At 71.7% G+C, this 24,563-nt stretch carries 22 protein-coding genes; 15 read left to right on the top strand and 7 right to left on the bottom strand.

Features of this window, described 5'->3' with window-relative positions:
* Together ITJ69_RS03240 and xylA are read right to left on the bottom strand one after the other, a co-directional pair.
* Positions 1-1,470, bottom strand: coding sequence for a xylulokinase (locus ITJ69_RS03240; protein ID WP_194671993.1), 1,470 nt, complete (start codon positions 1,468-1,470; stop codon positions 1-3).
* A 12-nt stretch (positions 1,471-1,482) separates the two neighbouring features.
* Positions 1,483-2,673: a xylose isomerase gene (gene xylA / locus ITJ69_RS03245; protein ID WP_111084913.1), complete on the bottom strand. Its 1,191-nt coding sequence runs from the start codon at positions 2,671-2,673 to the stop codon at positions 1,483-1,485.
* 97 nt (positions 2,674-2,770) lie between these two features.
* On the opposite strand from xylA, the gene ITJ69_RS03250 reads away from it, so the two are divergent.
* The 10 genes from ITJ69_RS03250 to ITJ69_RS03295 all read left to right on the top strand — a co-directional run bounded on the left by ITJ69_RS03250 (position 2,771) and on the right by ITJ69_RS03295 (position 14,698).
* Positions 2,771-3,967: a Gfo/Idh/MocA family protein gene (locus tag ITJ69_RS03250; protein WP_228504705.1), complete on the top strand. Its 1,197-nt coding sequence runs from the start codon at positions 2,771-2,773 to the stop codon at positions 3,965-3,967.
* Positions 3,964-4,671 (top strand): ThuA domain-containing protein, encoded by a 708-nt coding sequence (locus ITJ69_RS03255; protein WP_194671994.1) that lies wholly within the window; start codon positions 3,964-3,966, stop codon positions 4,669-4,671. Before ITJ69_RS03250 ends, ITJ69_RS03255 begins: the two co-directional genes overlap by 4 nt.
* On the top strand, positions 4,668-5,768 hold the full coding sequence (locus ITJ69_RS03260) for a Gfo/Idh/MocA family protein (RefSeq protein WP_123340783.1): 1,101 nt from the start codon (positions 4,668-4,670) through the stop codon (positions 5,766-5,768). The genes ITJ69_RS03255 and ITJ69_RS03260 overlap by 4 nt, the downstream gene beginning before the upstream one ends.
* A 70-nt stretch (positions 5,769-5,838) precedes the next feature.
* Entirely contained in the window at positions 5,839-6,888 is a 1,050-nt protein-coding gene (locus ITJ69_RS03265) for a sugar phosphate isomerase/epimerase family protein (RefSeq protein ID WP_194671995.1), read from the top strand.
* A 154-nt stretch (positions 6,889-7,042) separates the two neighbouring features.
* Complete coding sequence (locus ITJ69_RS03270; protein WP_194671996.1) at positions 7,043-8,392, top strand: ROK family transcriptional regulator; 1,350 nt, start codon at positions 7,043-7,045, stop codon at positions 8,390-8,392.
* Positions 8,389-9,426 carry an NAD(P)-dependent alcohol dehydrogenase gene (locus ITJ69_RS03275; protein WP_194671997.1) on the top strand — a complete coding sequence of 346 codons (1,038 nt, stop codon included), beginning with the start codon at positions 8,389-8,391 and terminating at the stop codon, positions 9,424-9,426. The genes ITJ69_RS03270 and ITJ69_RS03275 overlap by 4 nt, the downstream gene beginning before the upstream one ends.
* A gap of 386 nt (positions 9,427-9,812) precedes the next feature.
* Positions 9,813-11,195 carry an MFS transporter gene (locus ITJ69_RS03280; protein WP_194671998.1) on the top strand — a complete coding sequence of 461 codons (1,383 nt, stop codon included), beginning with the start codon at positions 9,813-9,815 and terminating at the stop codon, positions 11,193-11,195.
* A 183-nt stretch (positions 11,196-11,378) separates the two neighbouring features.
* Entirely contained in the window at positions 11,379-12,806 is a 1,428-nt protein-coding gene (glmU, locus tag ITJ69_RS03285; protein ID WP_194671999.1) for a bifunctional UDP-N-acetylglucosamine diphosphorylase/glucosamine-1-phosphate N-acetyltransferase GlmU, read from the top strand.
* A 61-nt stretch (positions 12,807-12,867) separates the two neighbouring features.
* Complete coding sequence (locus tag ITJ69_RS03290; protein ID WP_123294708.1) at positions 12,868-13,845, top strand: ribose-phosphate diphosphokinase; 978 nt, start codon at positions 12,868-12,870, stop codon at positions 13,843-13,845.
* Between the two features lie 73 nt (positions 13,846-13,918).
* Positions 13,919-14,698, top strand: a complete 780-nt coding sequence (locus ITJ69_RS03295) for a putative protein N(5)-glutamine methyltransferase (protein ID WP_194672000.1) — start codon at positions 13,919-13,921, stop codon at positions 14,696-14,698.
* A gap of 237 nt (positions 14,699-14,935) precedes the next feature.
* On the opposite strand, the gene ITJ69_RS03300 is transcribed toward ITJ69_RS03295, so the two are convergent.
* On the bottom strand, positions 14,936-16,561 hold the full coding sequence (locus ITJ69_RS03300; RefSeq protein ID WP_123939063.1) for a molybdopterin-dependent oxidoreductase: 1,626 nt from the start codon (positions 16,559-16,561) through the stop codon (positions 14,936-14,938).
* A 170-nt stretch (positions 16,562-16,731) separates the two neighbouring features.
* On the opposite strand from ITJ69_RS03300, the gene ITJ69_RS03305 reads away from it, so the two are divergent.
* A complete protein-coding gene (locus ITJ69_RS03305; protein ID WP_123294712.1) occupies positions 16,732-17,376 on the top strand; it encodes a hypothetical protein in 645 nt (214 codons plus the stop codon).
* A gap of 96 nt (positions 17,377-17,472) precedes the next feature.
* On the opposite strand, the gene gndA is transcribed toward ITJ69_RS03305, so the two are convergent.
* Positions 17,473-18,930 carry an NADP-dependent phosphogluconate dehydrogenase gene (gene gndA, locus ITJ69_RS03310; RefSeq protein ID WP_123939061.1) on the bottom strand — a complete coding sequence of 486 codons (1,458 nt, stop codon included), beginning with the start codon at positions 18,928-18,930 and terminating at the stop codon, positions 17,473-17,475.
* 109 nt (positions 18,931-19,039) lie between these two features.
* Between gndA and ITJ69_RS03315 the strand changes: the two genes are divergently transcribed.
* From ITJ69_RS03315 to ITJ69_RS03325, 3 genes are all read left to right on the top strand, one after another.
* Positions 19,040-19,579 carry a gluconokinase gene (locus tag ITJ69_RS03315; RefSeq protein ID WP_132099542.1) on the top strand — a complete coding sequence of 180 codons (540 nt, stop codon included), beginning with the start codon at positions 19,040-19,042 and terminating at the stop codon, positions 19,577-19,579.
* Positions 19,580-19,823: 244 nt separating this feature from the next.
* On the top strand, positions 19,824-20,027 hold the full coding sequence (locus tag ITJ69_RS03320; RefSeq protein WP_185002705.1) for a ribbon-helix-helix protein, CopG family: 204 nt from the start codon (positions 19,824-19,826) through the stop codon (positions 20,025-20,027).
* Entirely contained in the window at positions 20,024-20,401 is a 378-nt protein-coding gene (locus tag ITJ69_RS03325; RefSeq protein WP_123340626.1) for a type II toxin-antitoxin system death-on-curing family toxin, read from the top strand. The genes ITJ69_RS03320 and ITJ69_RS03325 overlap by 4 nt, the downstream gene beginning before the upstream one ends.
* A gap of 39 nt (positions 20,402-20,440) precedes the next feature.
* On the opposite strand, the gene ITJ69_RS03330 is transcribed toward ITJ69_RS03325, so the two are convergent.
* Complete coding sequence (locus ITJ69_RS03330) at positions 20,441-21,037, bottom strand: class I SAM-dependent methyltransferase (RefSeq protein ID WP_194672001.1); 597 nt, start codon at positions 21,035-21,037, stop codon at positions 20,441-20,443.
* A 77-nt stretch (positions 21,038-21,114) separates the two neighbouring features.
* Between ITJ69_RS03330 and ITJ69_RS03335 the strand changes: the two genes are divergently transcribed.
* Positions 21,115-21,924 (top strand): sugar phosphate isomerase/epimerase family protein, encoded by an 810-nt coding sequence (locus tag ITJ69_RS03335; RefSeq protein ID WP_194672002.1) that lies wholly within the window; start codon positions 21,115-21,117, stop codon positions 21,922-21,924.
* Here ITJ69_RS03335 and uxaC read toward each other — a convergent pair.
* Together uxaC and ITJ69_RS03345 are read right to left on the bottom strand one after the other, a co-directional pair.
* On the bottom strand, positions 21,914-23,353 hold the full coding sequence (gene uxaC, locus ITJ69_RS03340; RefSeq protein WP_194672003.1) for a glucuronate isomerase: 1,440 nt from the start codon (positions 23,351-23,353) through the stop codon (positions 21,914-21,916). The two genes, ITJ69_RS03335 and uxaC, sit on opposite strands and share 11 nt — an antisense overlap.
* Positions 23,354-23,427: 74 nt before the next feature.
* Entirely contained in the window at positions 23,428-24,426 is a 999-nt protein-coding gene (locus ITJ69_RS03345; RefSeq protein ID WP_111084911.1) for a LacI family DNA-binding transcriptional regulator, read from the bottom strand.
* Between the last annotated feature and the right edge of the window lie 137 nt (positions 24,427-24,563).

Genomic DNA, 24,563 nt, shown 5'->3' on the forward strand with positions numbered 1-24,563 from the left:
TCAGCGCGCCGCGGCGCGGTACTGCTCCAGCACCTCGGGGTGCGGGTCCGCCGGCACGGTCGTCGTCGCGATGTCCCACGACGGCAGCGCGCCGGTCAACGCCCAGGCTGCCTGACGCGCGGCCCCGGACGCCACGTACTCGCCGGGTTCCGGGATGAGCACGTCGCGCCCGAACACCTGCGCCGCGACGGTCCGGACGGCCTCGTTCCGCGCGGCCCCGCCGATGAGCAGCAGTCGCGACACGGTCACGCCGGTCCCCTCGACCGCGGCGAGCCCGTCGGCCAGGGCACAGAGCATGCCCTCCACCGCGGCGCGCGCGAGGTGCGGTCGGTCGGTCGTGCCCGGGGTCATCCCGAGCAGTGACGCGGTCGCGTCCGGCCGGTTGGGCGTGCGCTCGCCGACGAAGTACGGCACCAGCACGAGGCCGTCGGCCCCGGCCGGCGCCTGCAGCGCCAGCTCGCCGAGCGCGTCGTGGTCCACGCCGAGCAGGCCGCCGATCACCTCGAGCACGCGGGCTGCGTTGAGCGTCGTGACGATCGGGAGGCGCGACCCGGTCCCGTCGGCGAAGCCCGCCACGGTCCCGCTCGGGTCCAGGACCTCGGTCGCGGTGACGCCGAAGACGGTCCCGCTGGTCCCCAGGGACACCGCGATGTCCCCGGGAGCGAGTCCGAGTCCGAGCGCCGCACCGGCGTTGTCGCCGAGTCCGGCGGCCACGACCAGTCCGGACGGTGCGACCGAGCCGTTCGGCAGCGTGACGTCGACGTCGAGCGTCCCCATCGCCTCGTCGTGGGCGACCACGCGCGGCACGACGACCGTGTCCGCGGTCGGCTCGGAGCCGGCGACGCGCATCGGGCGACCGAGCGCGAGTTCGAACAGCTCCGGGTCGTACTCCCGGCGCACCGGGTCCCAGTAGGCCGTGCCGCTGGCGTCCGAGGCGTCGGTGGCGAGTGCGTCGAGGTCGGGGCCGAGCGGACTCTCGTCGGCCGGGCCGTACCCGCGCAGCCGCCACGACAACCAGTCGTGGGGGAGCGCGACGGCTGCGACGCGGCCGGCGTTGTCCGGCTCGGCGTCGCGGAGCCACCGCAGCTTGGTACCGGTGAACGATGCCACCGGGACCAGTCCCGTCCGGGCGACCCAGGATTCCCGTCCGATCTCCTCGACCATCTGCGCGGCTGCATCCGCACTGCTCACGTCGTTCCAGAGCAGGGCGTCGCGGACCACGTGACCGTCGGCGTCGAGCGCGACCATGCCGTGCTGCTGCCCGGCGATCGCGACGGCGCCGACGTCGGTGAGCCCGCCGGCTTCCGCGACCGCGGTGCCGAGGGCGTCCCACCAGTGGCGGGGATCGACGGACGTGCCGTCCGGGTGGGCGGCACGTCCCTCACGGACGACGGCACCCGTCGCCGCGTCGCGGATCGTGACCTTGCAGGACTGGGTCGACGAGTCGACGCCGGCGACGAGCTGTGTCATCCCCGCAGCCTGTCAGCGCGCGCCGAGCAGGTGCTCGATGGCGAGCTGCTGCAGTCGGACGAAGCCGAAGCCCTTGCCGCCGAAGTACGCGTCGGCGTCGAAGTCCTCGTAGGCCGAGCGGTCGGACAGGAAGGCGTCGTAGGACTCGCCGTCGTTCAGGGTCGGCGTGCTGAGCTCCCCGACCTTCGAGGCCTCGAGCGCGGCCTGCACCTCGGGGTCGGCGCGGAAGGCCTGCGCGCGCTCCTTGAGGAGCAGGTACATGCGCATGTTCGCGGCCGCCGAGTCCCAGACGCCCGTGATGTCCTCGGTGCGGCTCGGCTTGTAGTCGAAGTGGCGCGGGCCGTCGTAGGCCTGGCCGCCCTGCGGCGAACCGTGCTCGAGCAGGTCGACGAGCGAGAACGCGTTCTGCAGGTCGCCGTGGCCGAACACCAGGTCCTGGTCGTACTTGATGCCGCGCTGACCGTTGAGGTCGATGTGGAAGAGCTTGCCCTGGTAGAGCGCCTGGGCGATGCCGGCCGTGAAGTTCAGGCCCGCCATCTGCTCGTGGCCGACCTCGGGGTTGATGCCGAACAGCTCGGGGCGCTCGAGGGTCTCGGTGAAGGCGATCGCGTGGCCGAGGGTCGGCAGCAGGATGTCGCCGCGGGGCTCGTTCGGCTTCGGCTCGATGGCGAAGCGGATGCCGTAGCCCTTGTCGGTGACGTAGTCGGCGAGCAGGTTGACGGCCTCGCGGTAGCGCTCGAGCGCGGCCTGCACGTCCTTCGCGCTGTCGTACTCGGAGCCTTCGCGGCCGCCCCACATCACGAACGTCGACGCACCGAGCTCGGCGGCGAGGTCGATGTTGCGCAGGACCTTGCGGAGCGCGAAGCGGCGGACCTGCCGGTCGTTCGAGGTGAAGCCGCCGTCCTTGAACACGGGTGCGGAGAACAGGTTCGTCGTCACCATCGGCACGATGAGGCCGGTGGAGTCGAGCGCACCCTTGAGGCGGTCGATCTGCGTCTGCCGCTCGGCGTCGGTCGAGCCGAACGCGAACAGGTCGTCGTCGTGGAAGGTCAGGCCGTAGGCGCCGAGCTCGTCGAGCTTCTCGACCGCCTCGACCACGTCGAGGGCCGGACGGGTCGGCCCGCCGAAGGGGTCGGAGCCGTTGTAGCCGATGGTCCAGAGACCGAAGGAGAACTTGTCTGCACGGGTGGGCGTCGTTGCCATGGTGGTCACCGTTCGTCGTCGAAACAAAATGTTGCCGCGCCCAACATAAGCGGTAGTGTTGGCTGTGGCAAGGACGTGATCGCAAAGGAGCGAGCGGATGGCAAGTGTTTCGACGGCGCAGCAACGACTGCGGATCGCCATGGTGGGGCACGGCTTCATGGGAGCCGCACACTCACAGGCGTGGCGGACCGCCCCCAGGTTCTTCGACCTCGGGGTCGAGCCCGAGATGGCGGTGATCGTCGGGCGCGACCCGGAACGCACCGAGGCGGCTCGCGTGCAGTACGGCTGGCAGTCGGCATCCACCGACTGGCGCGCCGTCGTGGCCGACCCGGACATCGACGTCGTCGACATCGTGTCGCCCGGGTCGTCGCACGTCGAGATCGCGATCGCCGCGCTCGAGGCCGGCAAGCACGTCCTGTGCGAGAAGCCGCTCGCCAACACCGTCGAACAGGCCGAGGCGATGACCGCCGCTGCCGTAGCCGCCCGGGCGCACGGGGTCCGCGCCATGGTCGGGTTCAGCTACCGCCGGGTGCCGGCCATCGCCTTCGCCCGACAGCTCGTGCAGGACGGCCGGATCGGCACCGTGCGCCAGGTCCGCGCGCTCTACCTGCAGGACTGGCTCGCCGACGAGGACGGCCCGATGACCTGGCGCCTCGACAAGGAGCTCGCCGGTTCCGGTGCGCTCGGAGACATCGGCGCGCACGCGATCGACCTCGTCGAGCATGTCACCGGCGCCGAGCTCACCCGGGTGTCGGGTCTGCTCGAGACCTTCGTGACCGAGCGCCCCCTGCTCGCCGACGGCGTCGGACTCTCCGGCACGGCGTCGAGCGAGCGCGGGCAGGTCACCGTCGACGACGCCGCGTTCTTCACCGCCCGACTCGGCGGCGGTGCGGCCGACGGCGCGATCGGCACGTTCGAGGCCACGCGCTACGCCACCGGCCGGAAGAACGGCCTGACGCTCGAGATCAGCGGGTCCGAGGGTGCGATCCAGTTTGACCTCGAGTCCATGAACGAACTGCGGTTGTACGAGTCGTCGGCACCCGCGGGAGAGCAGGGCTTCCGCCGCATCCTGGTCACCGAACCCGAGCACCCCTACATGGCGGCGTGGTGGCCGACCGGACACCTCATCGGGTACGAGCACACCTTCAGCCACCAGGTGAAGGACTTCGTCGAGGCGATCGTGGCCGGCACCGACCCGTCGCCCTCGTTCGAGGACGGCCTGCACGTGCAGCGCGTGCTCGACGCCGTCGAACGCAGTGCCGCCGACGGCAGCAGCTGGACGGTGACCGCGTGACCGCCGCCGACGGCACACGCCAGGCGCTCGTCGTCCGCGGGGGCTGGGACGGTCACCAGCCCGTCGAGACCACCGACCTGTTCGTCCCGTTCCTGCGCGACAACGGGTTCGCGGTCCGGGTGTCGGACTCGACGGCCGTCTACGCCGACGCGTCCGTCATGGCCGAGGTCGACCTGATCGTGCAGGTCGTCACCATGTCGACCATCGCCGACGACGAGTTCGCCGGGCTGCAGCGCGCGGTGCTGAACGGCGCCGGACTGGCCGGCTGGCACGGCGGGATCGCGGACGCGTTCCGGAACACCGCCGACTACCTGCACATGGTCGGCGGCCAGTTCGCCCACCACGCCGGCAAGCACCCCGACGAGCGCGTCGGGGAGCAGTCCGACAACTACATCCCGTACACGGTGCACCTCACCGACCTCGGACGATCGCACCCGATCACGCAGGGCATCGAGGACTTCGACCTCGTCACCGAGCAGTACTGGGTGCTGTCCGACGAGTACAACGACGTCCTCGCGACCACCACGCAGGAAGCGCGCGACTTCGACGCCTGGAACCGTCCGGTCACCGCCCCGGCGATCTGGACACGGCAGTGGGGCGAGGGTCGCGTGTTCGTCTCCGCACCCGGGCACCGCCTCGAGGTCGTCGAGTCGCAGCCACTCCGCACCATCATCGAGAGGGGCCTCCTGTGGGCAGCACGGTGAACGAACCCGTCCTCCGCGTCGGGGTGGTGGGCGTCGGCGTGATCAGCCAGCAGTACTTCGAACACTTCCCGTCCCTGCCCGGACTGTCGCTCGTCGCGGTCGCCGACCTCGACGTCGACCGGGCGCAGGCGGTCGGTGCCGCGCAGGGCGTGCGCGGCACGAGCGTCGACGAGCTGCTCGCGGCCGACGACGTCGACGTGGTGCTCAACCTGACGATCCCCGCCGCCCACGCCGACGTCGCGACCCGGGCGCTCGCCGCGGGCAAGCACGTCTACGGCGAGAAGCCCCTGGCGATGTCCACGGCCGAGGCCGAACCGGTGCTCGCGGCCGCCCGAGCCGCGGGCCTGCGGGTCGGCAGCGCCCCGGACACCGTGCTCGGCACCGGCATCCAGACCGCGCGGGCCGCCCTCGACGACGGCCTGATCGGCACCCCGGTCGGCGCGGCCGTCGCCTGGAGCGCCCCCGGCCACGAGCTCTGGCACCCGGCACCCGCGTTCTACTACCAGCCCGGTGGTGGCCCGCTGCTCGACATGGGCCCCTACTACCTGACCAGCCTCGTCACGTTCTTCGGATCGGTCGTCCGGGTGAGCGGCAGTGCCACCCGCTCCACCCGCGAGCGGACCGTCGCGACCGGACCGAACGCCGGCACGTCGATCCCGGTCGACATCGACACCCACGTGGTCGCGATCCTCGAACACGAGAACGGTGTCGTCTCGACCGTCACCGTCTCGTTCGAGGTCTGGGCCACCCGAGCACCGCTCTTCGAGGTGTACGGCACGGCCGGCACCCTCGGTGTGCCGGACCCGAACCGGTTCTCGGACCCGGTGTCGATCGCGACGGCGGACGACCGCGAGTGGCGCGAGCTGCCGGTCTCCGCCGGGTACGCCGACGCCGGTCGCGGCTACGGGCTCGCCGACCTGGCGCACGCGATCACCACGGACCGTCCGCACCGGGCCTCCGGCGACCTCGCGTTCCACGTGCTCGAGGTCATGGAGGCCGTCTCGGCCGCGGCCCGTGACCACACGGTCGTCGACGTGCGCTCGCGCGTCGACCGCCCCGCCACCGTCCCCGCCGGGTCCGCACCCGGGTCATGGTGACGGACCTCGACCACAGCACGCAGCTCGAACACAGCACGGACCCCGACCACCGCACGGAAGGACGATGACGATGACGACGACGGACGCGAGCGACCAGGCGGAGCCGACCCGGGCCTCCCGGCCGATCACGCTGTTCACCGGACAGTGGGCCGACCTGCCCTTCGAGGAGGTCGCCCGGCTCGCCGGCGACTGGGGGTACGACGGACTCGAGATCGCCTGCTGGGGCGACCACCTGGACGTCCGGCGCGCCGCGACGGACCCCTCGTACGTCGCCGAGCGGAAGGCGGTCCTGGAACGCAACGGGCTGCGGGTCTGGACCATCGCGAACCACCTGGTCGGCCAGGCCGTGTGCGACGACCCCATCGACCAGCGGCACGAGGACATCCTGCCGCCGCACGTCTGGGGCGACGGCGAGGCCGAAGGTGTCCGACAGCGTGCCGCCGAGGAACTGCAGTGGACCGCACGCGCCGCAGCGGCACTCGGGGTCGACACCGTCACCGGGTTCTCCGGGTCGTCGATCTGGAAGACCGTCGCGGGCTTCCCGCCGGTCCCGCCGAGCATGATCGACGCCGGGTACCAGGACTTCCACGACCGGTGGTCGCCGATCATCGACGTGTTCGAGGAGGTCGGGGTCCGCTTCGCGCTCGAGGTGCACCCGTCCGAGATCGCCTACGACTACTGGACCGCCAAGCGCACGCTCGAGCTCTTCGCGGACCGGCCGGCGTTCGGGTTCAACTTCGACCCCTCCCACTTCGTCTGGCAGGACCTCGACCCCGCCGCGTTCCTGCTCGACTTCGCCGACCGGGTGTACCACGTGCACTGCAAGGAGGCGGTGAAGCAGCTCGACGGGCGCAACGGCCGGCTCGGCTCGCACCTGCCGTGGGGTGACCCGCGCCGCGGCTGGGACTTCGTGACCGCCGGACACGGTGACGTGCCGTGGGAGCGCGTGTTCCGCGTGCTGAACCACATCGGGTACACCGGCCCGACCAGCGTCGAGTGGGAGGACGCCGGCATGGACCGACTCGTCGGAGGACCCGAGGCGCTGGCGTTCGTGCGGCAGCTCGGCACGATCGCGCCGCCGGAGGCCTCGTTCGACGCCGCGTTCTCGCAGTCGCGGTGACCGGCGGTTCCGGGCGTACCTGCCGGATCCGGGTGTACCTGGTCGTTCGTTTCGACAAGGTGTGCCCGATCCCGCTTCCCATCGCGGGCGTTTTGGGAAGGACCGAACACGCGAGGATGGGCCAGCACACACGGAGCACGACCGAGAGGACCCGATGGCTCGCCTGACAGCGGCACCCGTCGTCGCGCAGACCCCGACACGCGGCAACGCTGCGCGCGTCCTCCGCCTGGTGCACGAGGACGGTCCCATCACCCGCGCCGAGATCACCCGACGCACCGGACTCAACCGGTCGACCACGCTCACGCTCGTCGGTGAACTGGTGGAGCGCGGACTCGTGCACGAGGACGTCCCTGCAACGGGAGGCGCGACCGGCGGCACGGGAGGCACGACGAGCGGCGCGACCGCAGGCGTCGGCCGTCCGAGTCCCGTCGTCCGTGCCGTGGCTGAGGTGGTCGCCGTCGCCGTCACGGTCGAGGTGGACGCCGTCACCGTCGCGTTGGTCGGGCTCGACGGCAGCGTGCGCGACCGTGCGGTGGCGTCGAGTCGCTCGGCCCCGACCGCTGCCCAGGCAGTCGAGACCATCGCCGGACTCCTGGACGAGCTGGTCGCCAGGGACGCCGCACCCGCCCGGATCGCCGGCATCGGCGTCGCCGTGCCCGGGACCGTACGGGTCGAGGACGGCGTGGTCCGCTCCGCGCCCCACCTGGGCTGGCACGACGAACCGATCGCGCGTCCCCTCGCCGAGCGCACCGGCCTGCCGGTCCGTGCGACGAACGACGCGAACTCCGGTGCCTGGGCGGAGCGCCTGTACGGCAGCGGCCGCGGAGTCGACGACCTGATCTACCTCAACGGCGGCGCGAGCGGTATCGGCGGCGGTGTCATCAGCGCCGCCCGGCCCCTCAGCGGCGCGGACGGCTACGCCGGCGAGCTCGGCCACACGTTCGTCGCGGCGAACGGTGTCCGCTGCCACTGCGGGGCCGTCGGGTGCCTCGAGACCGAGGCCTCGCGCGACGCCCTCGTCGCGGCGGCCGGTGTCGCCCCGGACGACCCGTCCGCGCTCGCCGCGGTGCTCGCGCAACGCCGACCCGAGGTCGAGCGGGTGGTCGACCGCCAGGTGACGGCGCTCGCCACCGCGCTCCGCAACGCGATCCACACCGTCAACCCCGAGGTGGTCGTCCTCGGCGGGTTCCTCGGGGTGCTGCTCGAGCACGTCGGCGACCGCATCGAGGTCGAGGTCCGCGCCCAGTCGATGGCCGCCGTGACCGAACGGCTGCGGATCGCTCCGGCGGCGCTCGGTGCCGACGTGCTGCTCCGCGGTGCCGCCGAACTCGGGTTCCGTGACCTGCTGCGCGACCCGACGGCAGCCCGGCTCGTCCCGAGGCCAGCTCCAGCCGACTCCACGACCACCCACACGCCCGACCGCTCCACCACCCACACGCCCGACCGCTCCACCACCCCCACGTCCGACCGCGACGCCGCGGCCGAGGAAGCGAGAACCCCATGACCTCCATCCAGCGCCAGCGCACCAGCGTGCTGCTCGGGACCCAGGACCTGACCGTCGAGGACCGCCCCGTGCCCGAGGTCGAACCGGGCGACGTGCTCGTCCGGGTCGCCGCCGTCGGGGTGTGCGGCTCCGACGTGCACTACTACCGCCACGGCCGCATCGGGGACTTCGTCGTCGAGGAGCCCCTCGTCCTCGGTCACGAGCTGTCCGGCACGATCACCGCTGTCGGCGCTGGCGTCGCCCCCGCCCGCGTCGGGGAGCGCGTCGCCGTCGAACCGCAGCGCCCGTGCCACCGCTGTGCGCAGTGCCTGGCCGGCCGCTACAACCTCTGCCCGCACATGCGCTTCTACGCGACCCCGCCGGTCGACGGCGCCTTCGCCGAGTTCGTCACGATCGAGGCCGAGTTCGCCCACGTCCTGCCCGACTCCGTCTCGTTCGAGGCCGGTGCCCTGCTCGAACCGCTGTCCGTCGGGATCGCCGCGGTCCGCAAGGCCGGCATCGTCCCCGGCTCCTCGGTGCTCATCGCCGGTGCCGGTCCGATCGGGATCATCTGCGCCCAGGCCGCGCGGGCCTTCGGCGCCACCCGGATCGTCATCAGCGACCTGGTGCCCGAGCGCCGGGAGCGTGCGTTGCAGTACGGCGCCACCGAGGTCGTCGACCCGACCGTGGTGTCCGTCGCCTCGGACATCGCACCGGTCGACGCGTTCATCGACGCCAGTGGTGCTCCCCGAGCCGTCTCCGACGGCATCAAGGCCGTCGGACCGGCCGGCGCCGCAGTGCTCGTCGGGCTCGGCAACTCCGAGATGACCCTGCCCGTCGAGCACATCCAGAACCTCGAGGTCACGGTCACCGGGATCTTCCGCTACACCGGCACGTGGCCCGTCGCGATCGGCCTGGTCGCCTCTGGACAGATCGACCTCGACTCGCTCGTGACGGGTCGGTTCGGCCTCGACGAGGTCCGCGAGGCACTCGAGAGCGACACCGACCCGGAGTCCCTCAAGTCGGTCGTCTACCCCGGCGGCGTGCCCGCCTGAGCGCGCACGGTGCGCGGTTCGCCGCCCCGTGCCGCGTTGCGTGCCACGTGCGGGGTTGCGACCGGACACGATGCGCGGAAGCTCGCACCGGGTGACGACGCGCGCACGGTGCGGACGGGAGGCCCGTGGCCAGGCCGCCACGCGCCTCCCGTCCGGCTGGCGGCTGACGGCTGGCGCACGGTGCGAGGTTCGTCGTTGTGTCCACGGTCGTCGGCATGGTGTCGCCCTGTGGGCGGCGGGCACGGTGCGCGGAAGCTCGCACGGGGTGACGGCGCGCGCACGGTGCGGACGGGAGGCCCGTGGTCAGGCCGCCACGCGCCTCCCGACCGGCACGTGACCCGGAACGGGGCCACCGGTGCGTCACCGGGACGCGCTACGGTTCGCGCATGACCGCTTCACCGGCCGCCGTCGTGCCGCAGCGCACCGACCGGCGCGCGCTCGTGTCCTGGGCGCTCTGGGACTGGGGGTCCGCGGCGTTCAACGCCGTCGTCACCACGTTCGTGTTCAGCACCTACCTGGCCAGCCGGGCGTTCGTCGACCCGGCGAAGGTCGCCGACACCTCCGCCGCGGGCACGGCGTTGGTGGAGCGCGAACTCGCGCACAACGCAGCGGTGGTCTCCACGGCCCTCACGATCGCCGGCATCGTCGTCGCGCTCGTGGCCCCGGCGATCGGACGCCTGGCGGACTCGTCCGGGCACCGCCGCCGGTCCGTGCTCATCGCCACGATCGGCATCGTGCTGTCCATCGGCGGCATGGTCTTCGTCGCACCGAGCCAGCCGTACCTCGTGCTCGGGGCGGCGCTGCTCGGCATCGGCACGGTCGCGTACGAGATCGCGAGCGTGGGCTACAACGCCATGATCGGGCAGGTCGCGTCGGGGGAGCGCACCGGACGGGTGTCCGCGATCGGGTGGGCCGCCGGGTACTTCGGCGGCATCGTGCTGCTCGTGCTGCTGCTCGTGCTCTGCATCCAGGACTTCCGCGGTGACGGCGTCGTCGGCGGGCTGCTGCAGCTGCCGGCCACCGTCGCGACCGGGCAGTGGGACGTCCGCGTCGCCATCGGCATCGCCGCCGTGTGGCTCGCGGTCAGCTCGATCCCGCTCTTCGTCGTCGTGCCCGAGGCCGCGCCCGACCACCGGCACACCGGCGGTGTGCTCGGTGCCTACCGCGACCTGGGTCGGGACATCGCCCGCCTCTGGCGCGAACGGCGGAACGTGCTCGCGTTCCTGGTCGCCAGCGCGGTGTTCCGCGACGGCGTCGGCGCGGTGTTCACCTTCGGCGGCATCATCGCGGCGCAGGTGTTCGGGTTCAGCGCCTCGCAGGTCATCCTGTTCGCCATCGCCGCGAACGTCGTCGCCGGCATCGCCACCTTCGTGTCCGGACGGCTCGACGACCGCTTCGGCTCGCGCGCGCTCATCATGGTGTCGCTGATCGGCCTCGCTGCCTGCGGGCTCGGCGTCCTGGCGGTCGGCAGTCGGACGGAGTGGTTCTGGGTGCTGGGGCTGACCCTGGCGTTGTTCGTCGGACCGGTGCAGTCGTCGTCGCGGGCGTACCTGGCGCGGCTGGCGACCCCCGGCCGCGAGGGCGAGCTCTTCGGCCTCTACGCCACCACCGGCCGGGCGGCGTCGTTCCTGGCGCCGGCACTGTTCGGTGTCGCGGTGACGGTCGGCGGCTCGACGCGTTTCGGGATCCTCGGGATCGTGGTGGTGCTCGTCGTGGGGCTGGTGCTCATGGCGTTCGTGAAGGCCGAGCCGCGGGTGCTGCGCGCGTAGGTGTTCGGGTGTAGCTGGTCGTTTCGGGCGTAGCTGGTCGTTTGTTCCGGCCAGGTACGCCCGATCCCGCTTTCCATCCCGAGGTCGATGGGAAGGAACGTCACCGGTGCGGTTGTGCGCACGGTTCTGCCCAGGGCCGCGGTTCCACCGGACTCCGCAGCGCGGGTGCGCCAGGATGGACCCATGACCGACCAGCGCATCGCCGTCGTCGTCCTCGCCGCCGGGCAGGGCACGCGCATGAAGTCGTCCACCCCCAAGGTGCTGCACCGGCTCGCCGGGCTGCCGCTCATCGCGCACGTGCTGCGGACGGCGTCGTCCCTCGGGCCGGAGCACGTGGCCGTGGTCGTGCGGCACGAGCGTGACCTGGTCGCAGCGGAGATCACCGAGCGTGCGCCCGACGCCATCGTCGTCGACCAGGACGACGTCCCCGGCACCGGCCGCGCGGTCGAGGTCGCGGTCCAGGCACTCCCCGCCGACTTCGACGGAGCCGTCGTGGTGCTCTCCGGCGACGTCCCGTTGCTCGACGCGGCGTCGCTCCGCCTGCTCGTCGACGCCCACGCCGGCGGGGGAAACGGTGCGACCTTCGTCAGTGCGATCGCCCCGGACCCGACCGGCCTCGGACGGATCGTGCGGGATGCTGACGGCGCGTTCGTCGGGGTCGTCGAGCACAAGGACGCGACAGCCGAACAGCTGGCCATCGTCGAGGCGAACGCGGGCATCTACGCGTTCGACGTGACGCGCCTCCGGGCGGTCCTGCCGTCGCTCACCACGGCGAACGCGCAGGGCGAGAAGTACATCACCGACGCCCCCGCGCTGATCAGTGCGCGAGGCGGGCGCATCGACGTCGTCACGCTCACCGACCCGTGGCTCGTCGCCGGCATCAACGACCGCGCGCAGCTGTCCGACGCCGCCCGCGAGCTCAACGCCCGCATCGTCCGCCGACACCAGCTCGCCGGCGTCACCGTGCAGGACCCGGCCACCACCTGGATCGACCTCGACGTCTCGATCGAAGCGGATGCCGAGGTCCTGCCCGGCACCCAGCTCCTCGGCGCGACCGCCATCGCCGCCGGTGCCGTCGTCGGGCCGGACACCACGCTGCGCGACACCGAGGTGGGCGCCGGCGCGACGGTGAACCGGGTCGACGCCACCCTCGCGGTCATCGGTGACGGTGCCTCGGTAGGGCCGTTCGCGTACCTGCGTCCGGGCACGATCCTGGGCGACCAGGGCAAGATCGGAACCTTCGTCGAGACGAAGAACGCGAAGATCGGGCGCGGCAGCAAGGTCCCGCACCTGTCGTACATCGGCGACGCCGAGGTGGGCGAGGACTCGAACATCGGTGCGAACACGATCACCGCGAACTACGACGGCGTGCACAAGCACCGCACCGAGGTCGGCTCGCACGTTCGTGCAGGCTCGCACAACGTGTTCGTCGCCCCGGTTAGGATTGGTGACGGTGCGTACACGGGTGCCGGAACGACGGTCCGCAAGGACGTCCCGGCCGGATCGCTCGCGATCAGCTACGCCCCACAGCGCAACACCGACGGATGGGTCGAGGAACACCGACCCGGCACACCGGCGGCCGAGGCTGCTCGGCACGCGAACGGCGAATAGATCCTGGCGACCACCGGTCGTCGACATCGACCCCACACGGGTCAGGGAGTGAGCACCGCACTTGTCCGGAATCAAGACAACCGGCCAGAAACGACTCGTCCTCGTCTCGGGGCGAGCACACCCGGCGCTCTCCGCCGAGATCGCAGAGGAACTCGGTGTCGACCTGGTCCCCACCGATGCCCGGACCTTCGCGAACGGTGAGCTGTACGTCCGGTTCGACGAGTCGGTCCGCGGGTGCGACGCGTTCGTCATCCAGTCGCACACGGCGCCGATCAACGAGTGGCTCATGGAGCAGCTCATCATCGTCGACGCGCTGAAGCGGGCCTCGGCCAAGCGCATCACCGTCGTCGCGCCGTTCTACCCGTACGCCCGTCAGGACAAGAAGGGCCGCGGCCGCGAGCCGATCTCGGCCCGCCTGGTCGCCGACCTGTTCAAGGCCGCGGGCGCGCACCGCATCATGAGCGTCGACCTGCACGCCGCCCAGATCCAGGGCTTCTTCGACGGCCCGGTCGACCACCTCTTCGCCATGCCGGTGCTGCTCGAGCACTTCCGCGAGATCCTCGACCCGTCGATGCTGACGGTCGTGTCGCCCGACATGGGGCGCGTCCGCGTCGCCGACATCTGGTCCGAGAAGCTCGGCGCACCCCTCGCCATCATCCACAAGCGTCGCGACCCGCTGGTCCCGAACCAGGTCACGGTCCACGAGATCGTCGGCGATGTCTCCGGCCGCTGGTGCCTGCTCGTCGACGACCTGATCGACACCGGGCGCACGATCGCCAAGGCAGCCGAGGCGTTGAAGGCTGCCGGCGCGATCGGCGTCGTCGTCGCCGCGACCCACGCCGTGTTCTCCGACCCGGCCACCGAGCTGCTGCAGAGCGAGTTCATCGACCGCGTCGTCGTCACCGACACCCTGCCGGTGCCCGTCGAGAAGCGCTGGGACCGTCTCGAGATCCTGCCGATCGCCCCGCTCCTGGCCCGCGCCATCCACGAGGTCTTCGACGACGGGTCCGTCACGTCGATGTTCGACGGCGCAGCGTAGCGGAGCCGTCGAACATGGGCACAGCCGACGGCGCCTCACCGTCTCGTCGACGTGACGTGTCTGCGGAACGTTCGTGACCCATCCCGCGCGTGACGCCCTCGCGGCCCGGCTCCGGGCCGCGGGGAGCGTCTTCGCCGAGGACGAAGCCGACCTGCTCCTCGAAGCAGGCGACGGTGAACCCGTACGGCTGCGTTCCCTGGTCCAGCGTCGCCTCGCCGGTGAGCCGCTCGAGTACGTCCTCGGCTGGGCCGCCTTCGACGGACACCGCATCCGGGTGACCACTGGGGTGTTCGTCCCCCGTGCCCGGACGACCGTCGTCGTCGAGCAGGCTGCCCGTCGGTTGCAGCGCTACGACCGCGTGGTCGACCTGTGCTGCGGCGCCGGTGCGATCTCGGTGGCGTTGTTCGGCCGGGTCGGCGCGCTCGACCTCGTGGCCACGGACATCGACCCGGATGCCGTCGACGTCGCGGCCGAGAACATCGGCGACCGCGGGATCGTCGTCGCCGGCGACCTGTTCGCGCCGCTGCCGGACCGGTTCCGCGGTGCCGTCGACGTCATCGCGGTGAACGCCCCCTACGTCCCGACGGCGTCGATCGCGATGATGCCGGTCGAAGCGCGTGAGCACGAGCACCGTGTGGCCCTCAACGGTGGCGCGGACGGCCTCGACCTGCACCGGCGGATCGCCGCGGGAGCGGGGGAGTGGCTGTGCCCCGGTGGTTCGGTCGTGATCGAGGTGTCGGTGGCGCAGGCAGATGCGTCGGTCGCGGCGTTCGTGTCCGCCGGGTTCACGGCCGTGGTCGAGCAGGACGACGAGGTCGACGGCACCTGCGTCGTCGCGACGCTCCCCGTCTGACCCGACGAGTCTGACCCGACGACCCGACCCGCGCGAGTCCGGCCGGCACGGGCTCGACCCGCGCGAGTTCGGCCGGCGCCTGGTTCGCCGACTGGTCGCGACACGCCGCTCAGTTCCGCCGAGGTCGCACAGACGGCCGTTCGGACGCTCGACATGCCGAGATCTCGGAACCTCGACGACCAGCGGACGGCGCGCCGCACGGCCCCACCCGACGCCCCCGACCCGCGCCGGTCCGCGCTACTTCGCGTCGACCGTCACCGACGCCCAGCCTGAAGCCCCGTTCGGCGCGGGCGGCCGCTCGACGCTCGTCTGCACCTCGCCGTCGGCGCTCACGGCACGGACCTCGATCCGGTGCGAGCCCGCGGTCGGCGTCCACCGCAGCACCCACTGGCGCCAGGTGTCCGCCGACACCGATTCGGCGAGTTCCGCCTGCTGCCACGCACCCGAGCCGACCCGGACCTGCACGGCCTTCACCCCGGTGTGCGGCTGCCAGGCGACCCCGGCGATGGCGACCTGCTCGCCGACGGTCACGGTCGTCCCGTTCCGCGGGGTGTCGATGCGCGACTCGAGCTTCACGGGCCCGCGTTCCGACCATCCGCGCGGCGTCCAGTACCCCTGTGCATCGGCGAAGCGCGTGACCTCCATCTCGGTCACCCACTTCGTCGCCGACACGTACCCGAACAGCCCGGGCACGACCATCCGCGCCGGGAATCCGTGCTCGGTCGGCAGCGGTTCGCCGTTCATGCCGATGGCGAGGAGCGCGTCGGTGCCCTCGTCCTGCAGGACGTCCAACGGCGTCCCGGCGGTGAACCCGTCGATGCTGCGGGACAGCACCATGTCGGCGTCCCCGGTCGGCTTCGCGCGGGCCAGCAGCTCCCGGATCGGGTACCCGAGCCAGAGCGCGTTGCCGATCAGGTCGCCGCCGACCTCGTTGGACACGCAGCTCAGGGTGGCCATGTGCTCTTCCAGCGGCAGGGCCAGCAGCTCGTCCCACGTCAGCGTGATCTCGTTCTCGACGGCGCCGTGGATGCGCAGGCTCCAGTCACCCGGATCGATGGAGGGGACGCGCAGCGCGGTGTCGATCCGGTAGAAGTCGGCGTTCGGTGTGACGTACGGCGTGATCCCGTCGACGTCGAGCGAGGCGCCGCCCGGCACGGCCGGTGCGGGCGTCGCCGCCGCGGGCAGGCGCACGGCTCGTCGGGCAGCGGCGACCGCCTGCATCGCGGACGACCCCACCCGGGAGGCCGTGCCCACCACGACCGCGACCGCTGCGGTCGTGACACCCCAGACCAGGAACGCGCGGCGCTCGGTCGAGGCAGGTCGCGGTGACGCCGACGGGACGGCCGCTGCGGCCTCCCAGAGCCGGAGCCGGCGGAGCAGCAGCCGCAGGGTGATCACGGCGGCCGCCACGCCGAACACGGTGGGAGCGCCGTCGAACGTACCGCTGCCGGAACGGGTGCTCACCGCGATGAGCGCGAGCACGCCGCCGACGGCGAAGACGAGTGCCCCGAAGGGCGGCCGAGCGCGCTCGAGGACCCCGGCCCCGGCGCTGATCGCGGCGACGATGACGGTCATGAGCGCGAACAGTGCGACCTTGTCGCCGGTGCCGAACAGGGCGACCATCAGGTTCTTGGCCCCGGCCGGTGCGAGGTCGATCACGGCGGACCCGACGGCCACCAACGGGCTGCCGGCACCACCGAGGAGCAGCGCGCCGAACTCAGCGATCCCGAGGAAGGCGGCGGCGGCCACGAGACCGACGGCCGCAGCGAGGACCGCGGGCCGGCGGAGCGGGGCTCCGGCGGGGCTTTCGTCCGTCGATGGGTCGTCCGGCGTCGGGACGTCCGTGGTGCGTTCGGTGGTCACCGCCCGAGCGTAGGTCGCCCGGCCGCTCGTCCGCTGTGCGTGCGGTTCCCCGGGCGTTCACCGACCCCGGCCAGCACCTGCCGATCGGGCCGTGCGAGGATCGGGGTGTGCCGAGGCGTCCAGATCCAGTTCCGCGCCCCGGCCGCGCCCGCCGCTCCGACCGCACGCCGATGTCGGCGGCGCAGCGCCTGTCCACGTTGCGGTGGGTGATCGTGGGCATCTGGGCAGCGCTCCTCACCGCGCGGATCATCGTCGTCGCGACGGCGCCCGACGTGGACCTGTCCTGGTTCGGGATCGTCGAGTTCGGTGCGATCGCGCTGGGCGTCACGGTCATCGTGGTCGCGGTCTTCCGTGCCGCTGCGGTACGTCGCCGGCACGCTGACGAGGCCCTCGCGCTCGCCATCCGCCGCATCGACCCCACGGTCTGGCTCGTGCCGGCGGCTCCGACGACCGAACTGCGCGACGCGATCGCCGAGGTCCGGCCGGAGGTGAGCCTCGGTGCCCGTGTGACGTGGGCGTTCGGGGCGACCGAGGCCTCCCTGTGGGAACTCGACGACCGCAAGGCCACACGGTTGCTCGTGGTCCGGTGGAGCCGGGTGGTGCACGTCGGGATCGAGGACGTCCACGGCGACGGTGACCGCGCCGATGCCCGTCGGGCGTGCGCGGTCGCGATCCACTACGTCCGGCCGGACGACACCCCGGCGGTCGCGACCTTCTTCGTGCGGACGGCTCCCGGCTCTCGTCGGCTGCTCGGCCGCGGACAGCGGCTGGACCGGCTCGTCGCCGACCTCGCGCGCGAGCGCATCGTCGCCTGAACCGAGCACATCGTCGTGACCGAGCGCACTGCTGTCGGACGTGGGAAGGGCCCCGCCGATCGGCAGGGCCCTTCGAGGGTGCGGTCGTGCCGCGGTCTAGTGGGTGGACGGTTCCTGGTCGACCTCGCGGCGGTCGTCGTCGGACCACAGCGTGTGGAAGGTGCCGTCCTTGTCGATGCGCTGGTAGGTGTGCGCGCCGAAGAAGTCGCGCTGCCCCTGGATGAGCGAGGCGGGCAGCCGCTCGGAGGCGAGCGAGTCGAAGTAGGACAGCGCCGACGAGAAGCCCGGCGCGGGGATCCCCGACGCGGCGGCGATCCCGACGATGCGGCGCCAGGCGGCTTCGCCCTCCTGCACGGCGTTCGCGAAGTACGGGTCGACGAGCAGTGACTCGAGCTCCGGGTTCTTGTCGTACGCCTCGACGATGCGGTTGAGGAACTGGGCACGGATGATGCAGCCACCCCGCCAGATCTTCGCCACGTTGCCGAGGTTGATGTCCCAGCCGTACTCCTTGGCCCCGGCGATGATCAGGTCGAAGCCCTGCGCGTAGGCGACGACCTTCGAGGCGTAGAGCGCCGCGCGGACGTCGTCCTCGAAGCCGTCGGGGACCTCGGCGATGTCGGGCCGGTCCGGGAACGCCTGCTGCACCGAAGCCCGCTGCGACGGCTTCGACGACACCGCGCGGGCGAACACCGCTTCGCCGATGCCGGAGACCGGGATGCCGAGTCCGACTGCGTTCTGCACGGTCCACACGCCGGTGCCCTTGGAACCCGCTTCGTCGCGGATGACGTCGACGAGGGGCTTGCCGGAGTCGGCGTCGCGCTGCTTCAGGACCTCGACCGTGATCTCGATCAGGTAGGACTCGAGGTCGCCGCCGTTCCACTCCTGGAACACCTTGACCAGGTCCTCGACGGAGAGCCCGCCGACGCGGCGGAGCAGGTCGTAGGACTCGGCGATGAGCTGCATGTCGGCGTACTCGATGCCGTTGTGCACCATCTTGACGAAGTGGCCGGCGCCGTCGGTACCGATGTGGGTCACGCAGGGCTCGCCCTCGGCGACCGCCGCGATCGACTTGAGGATGGGGCCCAGGGTCTCCCAGGCTTCCTTCGAGCCGCCGGGCATGATCGACGGCCCCTTGAGCGCGCCCTCTTCACCACCGGAGATGCCCGTGCCGACGAAGTTGAGGCCCTTCTCGCGCAGGTCGTGCTCACGCCGGATCGTGTCGTGGAAGTTGGCGTTGCCGCCGTCGACGATGATGTCGCCTTCCTCGAACTTCTCGGCGAGCTGCGAGATCACGGCGTCGGTGCCCTTGCCGGCCTGCACCATGATGATCGCCGTGCGCGGCTTCGAGAGCGAGGCGACGAAGCCGTCGATGTCCTCGGACGCGATGAAGCCGGCGTCGCCGTGCTCCTTGATGAGTTCTTCGGTGCGGGCGTAGGTGCGGTTGTACACCGCGACCGTGTTGCCTTCACGCGACGCGAGGTTGCGTGCGAGGTTCGACCCCATGACGGCGAGGCCGATGACCCCGATGTTCGCCTGACCAGTGCTGTCTGCCACGTCGTCTCCTTTGTCCGGACGTGAGACCAACCTACGGTCGGCGCCCTGGGACCGCACGGGTGTTACGGCAACTGGGGACCACTGTTCACCCCGTCAATACTGTGGAGGGATGACCGACACCGCTGTCCTCCCACCCGTCCTCGTCATGGGCGTCTCCGGTTCCGGCAAGTCCACCATCGGGCAGGCGCTCGCCGACGCGCTCGCCGAGCAGGGCCAACCGACCGTGTTCGTCGACGCCGACGACCTGCACCCGGCCGCGAACAAGGAGAAGATGCGGCAGGGCATCCCCCTCACCGACGACGACCGCTGGCCGTGGCTCGACGCCTGCGCCGCGCGGATCGCCGCCGTCGAGGCGTCCGGGAGCCGCTGCGTGATGGCCAACTCGGCCCTCAAGCGCGTCTACCGCGATCGGCTCCGGCAGTCGGCGCCGGGCCTCGTCATCGCGTTCCTGGACGGCTCGCACGACCTCATCGCCGAGCGGCAGGCGCACCGGCACCACGAGTACATGCCGTCGTCGCTGCTCGACTCCCAGTTCGCGACGCTCGAACGGCCGCAGGCCGACGAGGCCGCCGTCGACGTCTCCATCGACGGGCCGGTCGACGACACGGTGACGACGATCCTCGCGGCGCTGTCGGTCACTTCCGGCTGAGCCTCACTTCTCCACAGTGAAGTCCTCGCAAGGGATCGTCCACAACCTCTCCCAGACCTTCCCCCGGCGGAGAAGCGACCGCGCAACACTCGGATCATGACAGTGAACAATCCAGTGACAGGTCGCATCAAGCCGCCACGCGTCGACCCCACCATCGAGATCGACGTCGACGCCTCGAGCGAAGGGACGCCGGTCGGTGCTGCTGATCGATGACCGTGGTATCAACTGTGATACCGTCCTGCGCATGGCCATGACCCTTCGACTGGACGATGCCGAGGCGGCTGCGCTCCGAACCCGGGCCGACCTCGAAGCCCGATCGATGCAGGACATCGCGCGGGAAGCGATCCGCGAGTACATCGAGCACCACAGCCGACGTGACCTCATCGACGGGGTCCTCGACCGCGAGTTGCCGAACTTTGCCGAGGCGCTCGAGCGACTCGGACGATGATCCACCTGACGATCGACGAAGCGCTGCACATCGCTCGGCGGACGTTGGGGCCGGACTTCGTCATCCGAGATGCTGGACTCCTCGAGGCCGCGGTGGCCCGACCAGCGACCTCGGTCGGTGGACGCGACGCCTATCCGTCGTTGCTCGAGAAGGCGGCAGCGCTCGTGCACTCCGCGGTTCGGAACCATGCACTCGTCGACGGCAACAAGCGCCTGGGGTTGATGCTGCTGGTGGTGTTCCTCGGGGTCAACGGGCTTCGGTTGCGCGCGACGAACGACGAGGCGTACGAACTGATCATCGCCATCGCCGAGGGGGAGTTGGACGCGGTTGCGGACATCTCCGCGGTGCTGCAATCGCTGGTTGCTGAAGCCTGAACGACGGCTTCAGCGGATGGCACCGCCGGCTGAGGCACCTCACCGCCGCTTCGCGCGGATGGCAGCGTGCGGCCGCTGTCCCTGATCGACCCGGGCCCGGACGTCCACCACGTCGAACCCGTGGTCCTCGAGGACCTCCGCCAGCGCGCCCGTCGGCCACCGGTACGCCGTGACGACCGCGTGGTCGAAGGACTCGATCGAAGGCCCCTCGAAGAACCCGACCAGCAGGCCGCCGCCCGGCCGGAGCACCCTGCGGAACTCGGCGAAGACCTCGCCGACGCAGGACGGATCGTGGTGGATCACGGAGTACCAGGCGAGCACCCCGTCGACGCTGCCGTCGTCAAGACCGGTGGACTCGATCGCGCCCAGGCGGAAGTCGACGCCGTCGTGCGCACGTCGTGCGTGCTCGACGAAGGGTGCGACCGCGTCGATGCCGATCACTGCGTGCCCACGATCCGCCAGGTGTGCGGCCCAGTGCCCCGGCCCGCACCCTGCGTCGAGGATGCGAGCACCGGATCCCGACGCCCAGGCCTCGACCTGTGTCCGGTCCTCGTCGTGGACTGCCGACATCGATCCGAGGAGCTCCGCGTACTCGCCCGCACGGTCGCCGTACGCAGCGGTCACGTCGAGGTCCATCGTCCGACCGTACCGGCGCCGGTGGCAACGGACGGCAACAGTCGCCGTCGGCATCTCGGACGAGTTGCATGGACCGCATGTCGTCCAGGGGACTCGGCGTCGTGGCCGGGGCAGAACTGACCGAGGTGGTCCGCCGCGCGGGCGCCGACCACGTGGAGCCGACGATCGCCGGCAACCTCGCGGTCCGCGACGGAACGGGGTGGCAGCGGAACGAGGTCTACGCCGGCCAGCGGTTCCCGTCCTTCGCCGTCCTGGTGCCCGGCGACCTCCCGCTGCTGACCACGGAGCTCGGGACGGTCCGGTCGTACTTCGAGTCGGTCCTGCGGATCGTGCGGTCGGTCGCGGAACCGGGCGCGACGATCGTCTTCGGGTCGGGGACCGCTCGGAACGCTCCCGACGGCATGGCGGGCGACGACGCCCTTCGCCGGTTCGGCGAGGTGGTCCGGACCGCACGCGATGTGGCCGCCGCGAACGACCTGCGCATCGTGGTGGAACCCCTGAGCCGCGCGGAGACGAACGTCCTGCACACAGTCGAGGCGACGGTGTCGTTCCTCGACGGTGCAGCCCTCGACGGCGTCGGCGTCGTCGCCGACCTGTTCCACATCCGGAACGAGGGCGAGTCCTTCGAGGTCCTGCGGCGCCACGGCGACCGGATCGGGCACGTCCACCTCAGCGACCCGGACCGTCGGCCACCCGGCACGGTCGACGACGTCTGGCACGAGTTCCTCGCCGCCGTGCACGACGGCGGGTACCGGGGCGCCGTCTCGCTCGAGTGCCGGTGGGCGCTCGACGCCGAGACCGCCGAAGCCGAGATCCGTTCCGCGCTGGAACGCGTCCGCAGCGTCACAGCCCCGGCCCCGGCCACGGCCCGCACCGCTACAGCTTGAACGTCGCCCGCGGGATGTCGGACACGATTCGACGCGCGGTGCGGACGGCGTCCTCTTCCGAGATCTCGTGCGTGACGACGAGCGACGCCAGGTACGCCGCGTCCGCTCGCCGCGCCATGTCGTGCCGCGCCGGGATGGAGCAGTACGCACGAGTGTCGTCGATGAACCCGGAGGTCTTCGTGAACGACGCCGAGTCGGTGATCGCGGAGCGGTAGCGGCCGATCGCCGCCGGGGTGTCGATGAACCACCAGGGTGCTCCGGCGTAGACGGCGGGGTAGAAGCCGGCGAGCGGGCCGATCTCGCGCGAGAAGACGGTCTCGTCGACGGTGAACAGCACGAGGTGGAAGCCCGGCGCGGTGCCGAAGGACTCCAGGAGCGGCCGCAGCGGCGTGGTGAAGGAGCCGACGGCGGGCAGGTCGTGGCCGGTGTCCGGGCCGAAGCGTTCGAGCGTCGGTGCGTGGTGGTTCCGGATGACGCCGGGGTGCAGCTGCATGACGAGGCCGTCCTCGACGCTCATCTCGGCCCAGCGGTAGAGCATGTCGTGCCGGTACGCGGTGGCGTCCGCCTCGGAGACGGACGACGGGTCGCGGAGCGCCTCGGCGTGGATACGCTCGCGGTCGGTGACGGACAGGGGCGCGGACCCGGCGTCGAGTACCCCGGTGTCCGTGGCGGTCGCGCCGTGCTCGATGAAGTACTGGCGACGTGCGCGGAGTGCTGCCAACAGCCCTGCGTGGGTGCCCGTGTCGATGCCGGCGGCCTGCCCGATGGACGCGACCACGGGCCTCCAGTCCGGCCGCGACGGGTCGAACACGGCGTCCGCGCGGAACGTGGGGACCACCCGGCCGGTGAACGTGGGGTCGGCGGCGAGCTGCGCGTGCGCGGCGAGGTCGTCGGCGGGGCCGTCGGTGGTGGCGAGGACCTCGATGCCGAAGGTGTCGAACAGCGCGCGCGGGCGGAAGGCGGGCGACGCCAGCAGGCCGGCGATGTGGTCGTACTGGGCGTCGGCGTTCGCCGCCGACGGCTGCTCCGTCAGTCCGAAGACGTCGTGCAGCTCGGTCTCGAACCAGTAGCGGACGGGGGTGCCGAGGAAGTCGTCCCAGTGGTCCGCCAGGTTCCGCCAGATGGCGCGACCGGGAGGCACGGGGCTGGTCCCCGACGGGTCGGCGCGTCCCAGCGCGGCCAGGTCCACCCCGTTCGCGTGCAGCAGGCGGAGCACGTAGTGGTCGGGCGTGATGAGCAGCGACGCGGGGTCGCTGAACGGCTGGTCGGCGGCGATGAGCGCCGCGTCGACGTGGCCGTGCGGGGAGATGATCGGTGCGTCCTTGACCGCGTCGTAGACGGTCCGTGCCACCTGGCGCGCACCGGGGTCGGCGGGGAGCAGCCGGTCGGGGTGCGGGGCGAGACGGGTGGCGGTGCTGGTCTGGGTCATCATCGACTCCTTCGAGAACGGTACGGACGGCGGGGCGCGGCAGGGCCGGCGGGTGCAACGGGCTCGCGCCGGTGTCAGGCGGGCGCGGGCCCCGTCGACTCCCGGACGGTCAGGTGGGTGGGCAGTGCGACGGCGCCGGTCATGTGCTCACCGGGCAGCTCGTCGGCGGGGATCGCACCGAGGCGGCCGAGCAGCATCCGGATCGCGACCCGGCCGGCGCGTTCGATCGGCGAGGTCATGGTGGTGAGCGGCGGGTTGCAGAAGTCGGCACCGAAGATGTCGTCGCAGCCGACGATGCTCATGTCCTCGGGGACGCGGACGCCTCGTTCCCGCAGCCGCGCGAGCATGCCGATCGCGATCAGGTCGTTGAAGGCGATGCAGGCGGTGGCCCCGGCGTGCACGGCGGCGTCGGCGGCTGCGGCTCCGGAGTCGACGAACGGCGCGTGCGGCCCGATGCGGGCGACGCGGACGCCGAGGCGCTTCGCGACGCGAACGAGCGCCTTCCACCGGCGTTCGTTCGACCACGAGCTGTCCGGACCGGCGACGTAGAGCACGTCGCGGTGGCCCAGGGAGACGAGGTGCTGCACGGCCTGCTCGACGCCGCCGGGGGTGTCGATGAGCACCGAGGGCACCCCGGCGGGGCGACGGTTGACGACGACGAGGGGGATCCGTTCGGCGAACCGGGCGATCTGCGCGTCGGACAGGCGTGAGGCGGTGAGGACGACGCCGTCGGCCTTCGCGCCGATCGAGCTCAGGGTGGCGAGTTCGGCGTCGGCGGACTCCTCGGTGTCGACGAGCAACTGCGTCCACCCGGCGCCGGCGAGCTGGTGCTGCGTGCCGCGGATGACGTCGAAGTAGAACGGGTTCGTGATGTCGGAGACGAGCACGGCGACGGCCCGGGTGCGGCCGGACGTCAGGGCGCGTGCCTGCGAGTTGGCGACGTAGCCGAGTTCGCGGGCCGCTCGTTGGATGCGCTCCTGCGTGGTGTGGTTCACGCGGTCGGGCAGTGAGAGCGCGCGGGACACGGTGGACGGGGCCACGCCGGTCGCGTCGGCGATGTCCCGGATGGTCACGCGCCGGGCAGCGCTGAAGCCGGCGCCGGCGCTCGTGTCGGCGCTCGCGTCGGATCGCGTGCCGAAGCCGATGCCGGCGCCGGAGGCGTCGATGTCTGTGTCGCTCACGAGGCCGAACGTATTCGCGTCTGGCAACA

The organism is Curtobacterium sp. VKM Ac-2887 (genome assembly GCF_015350935.1).
GTDB lineage: Bacteria > Actinomycetota > Actinomycetes > Actinomycetales > Microbacteriaceae > Curtobacterium.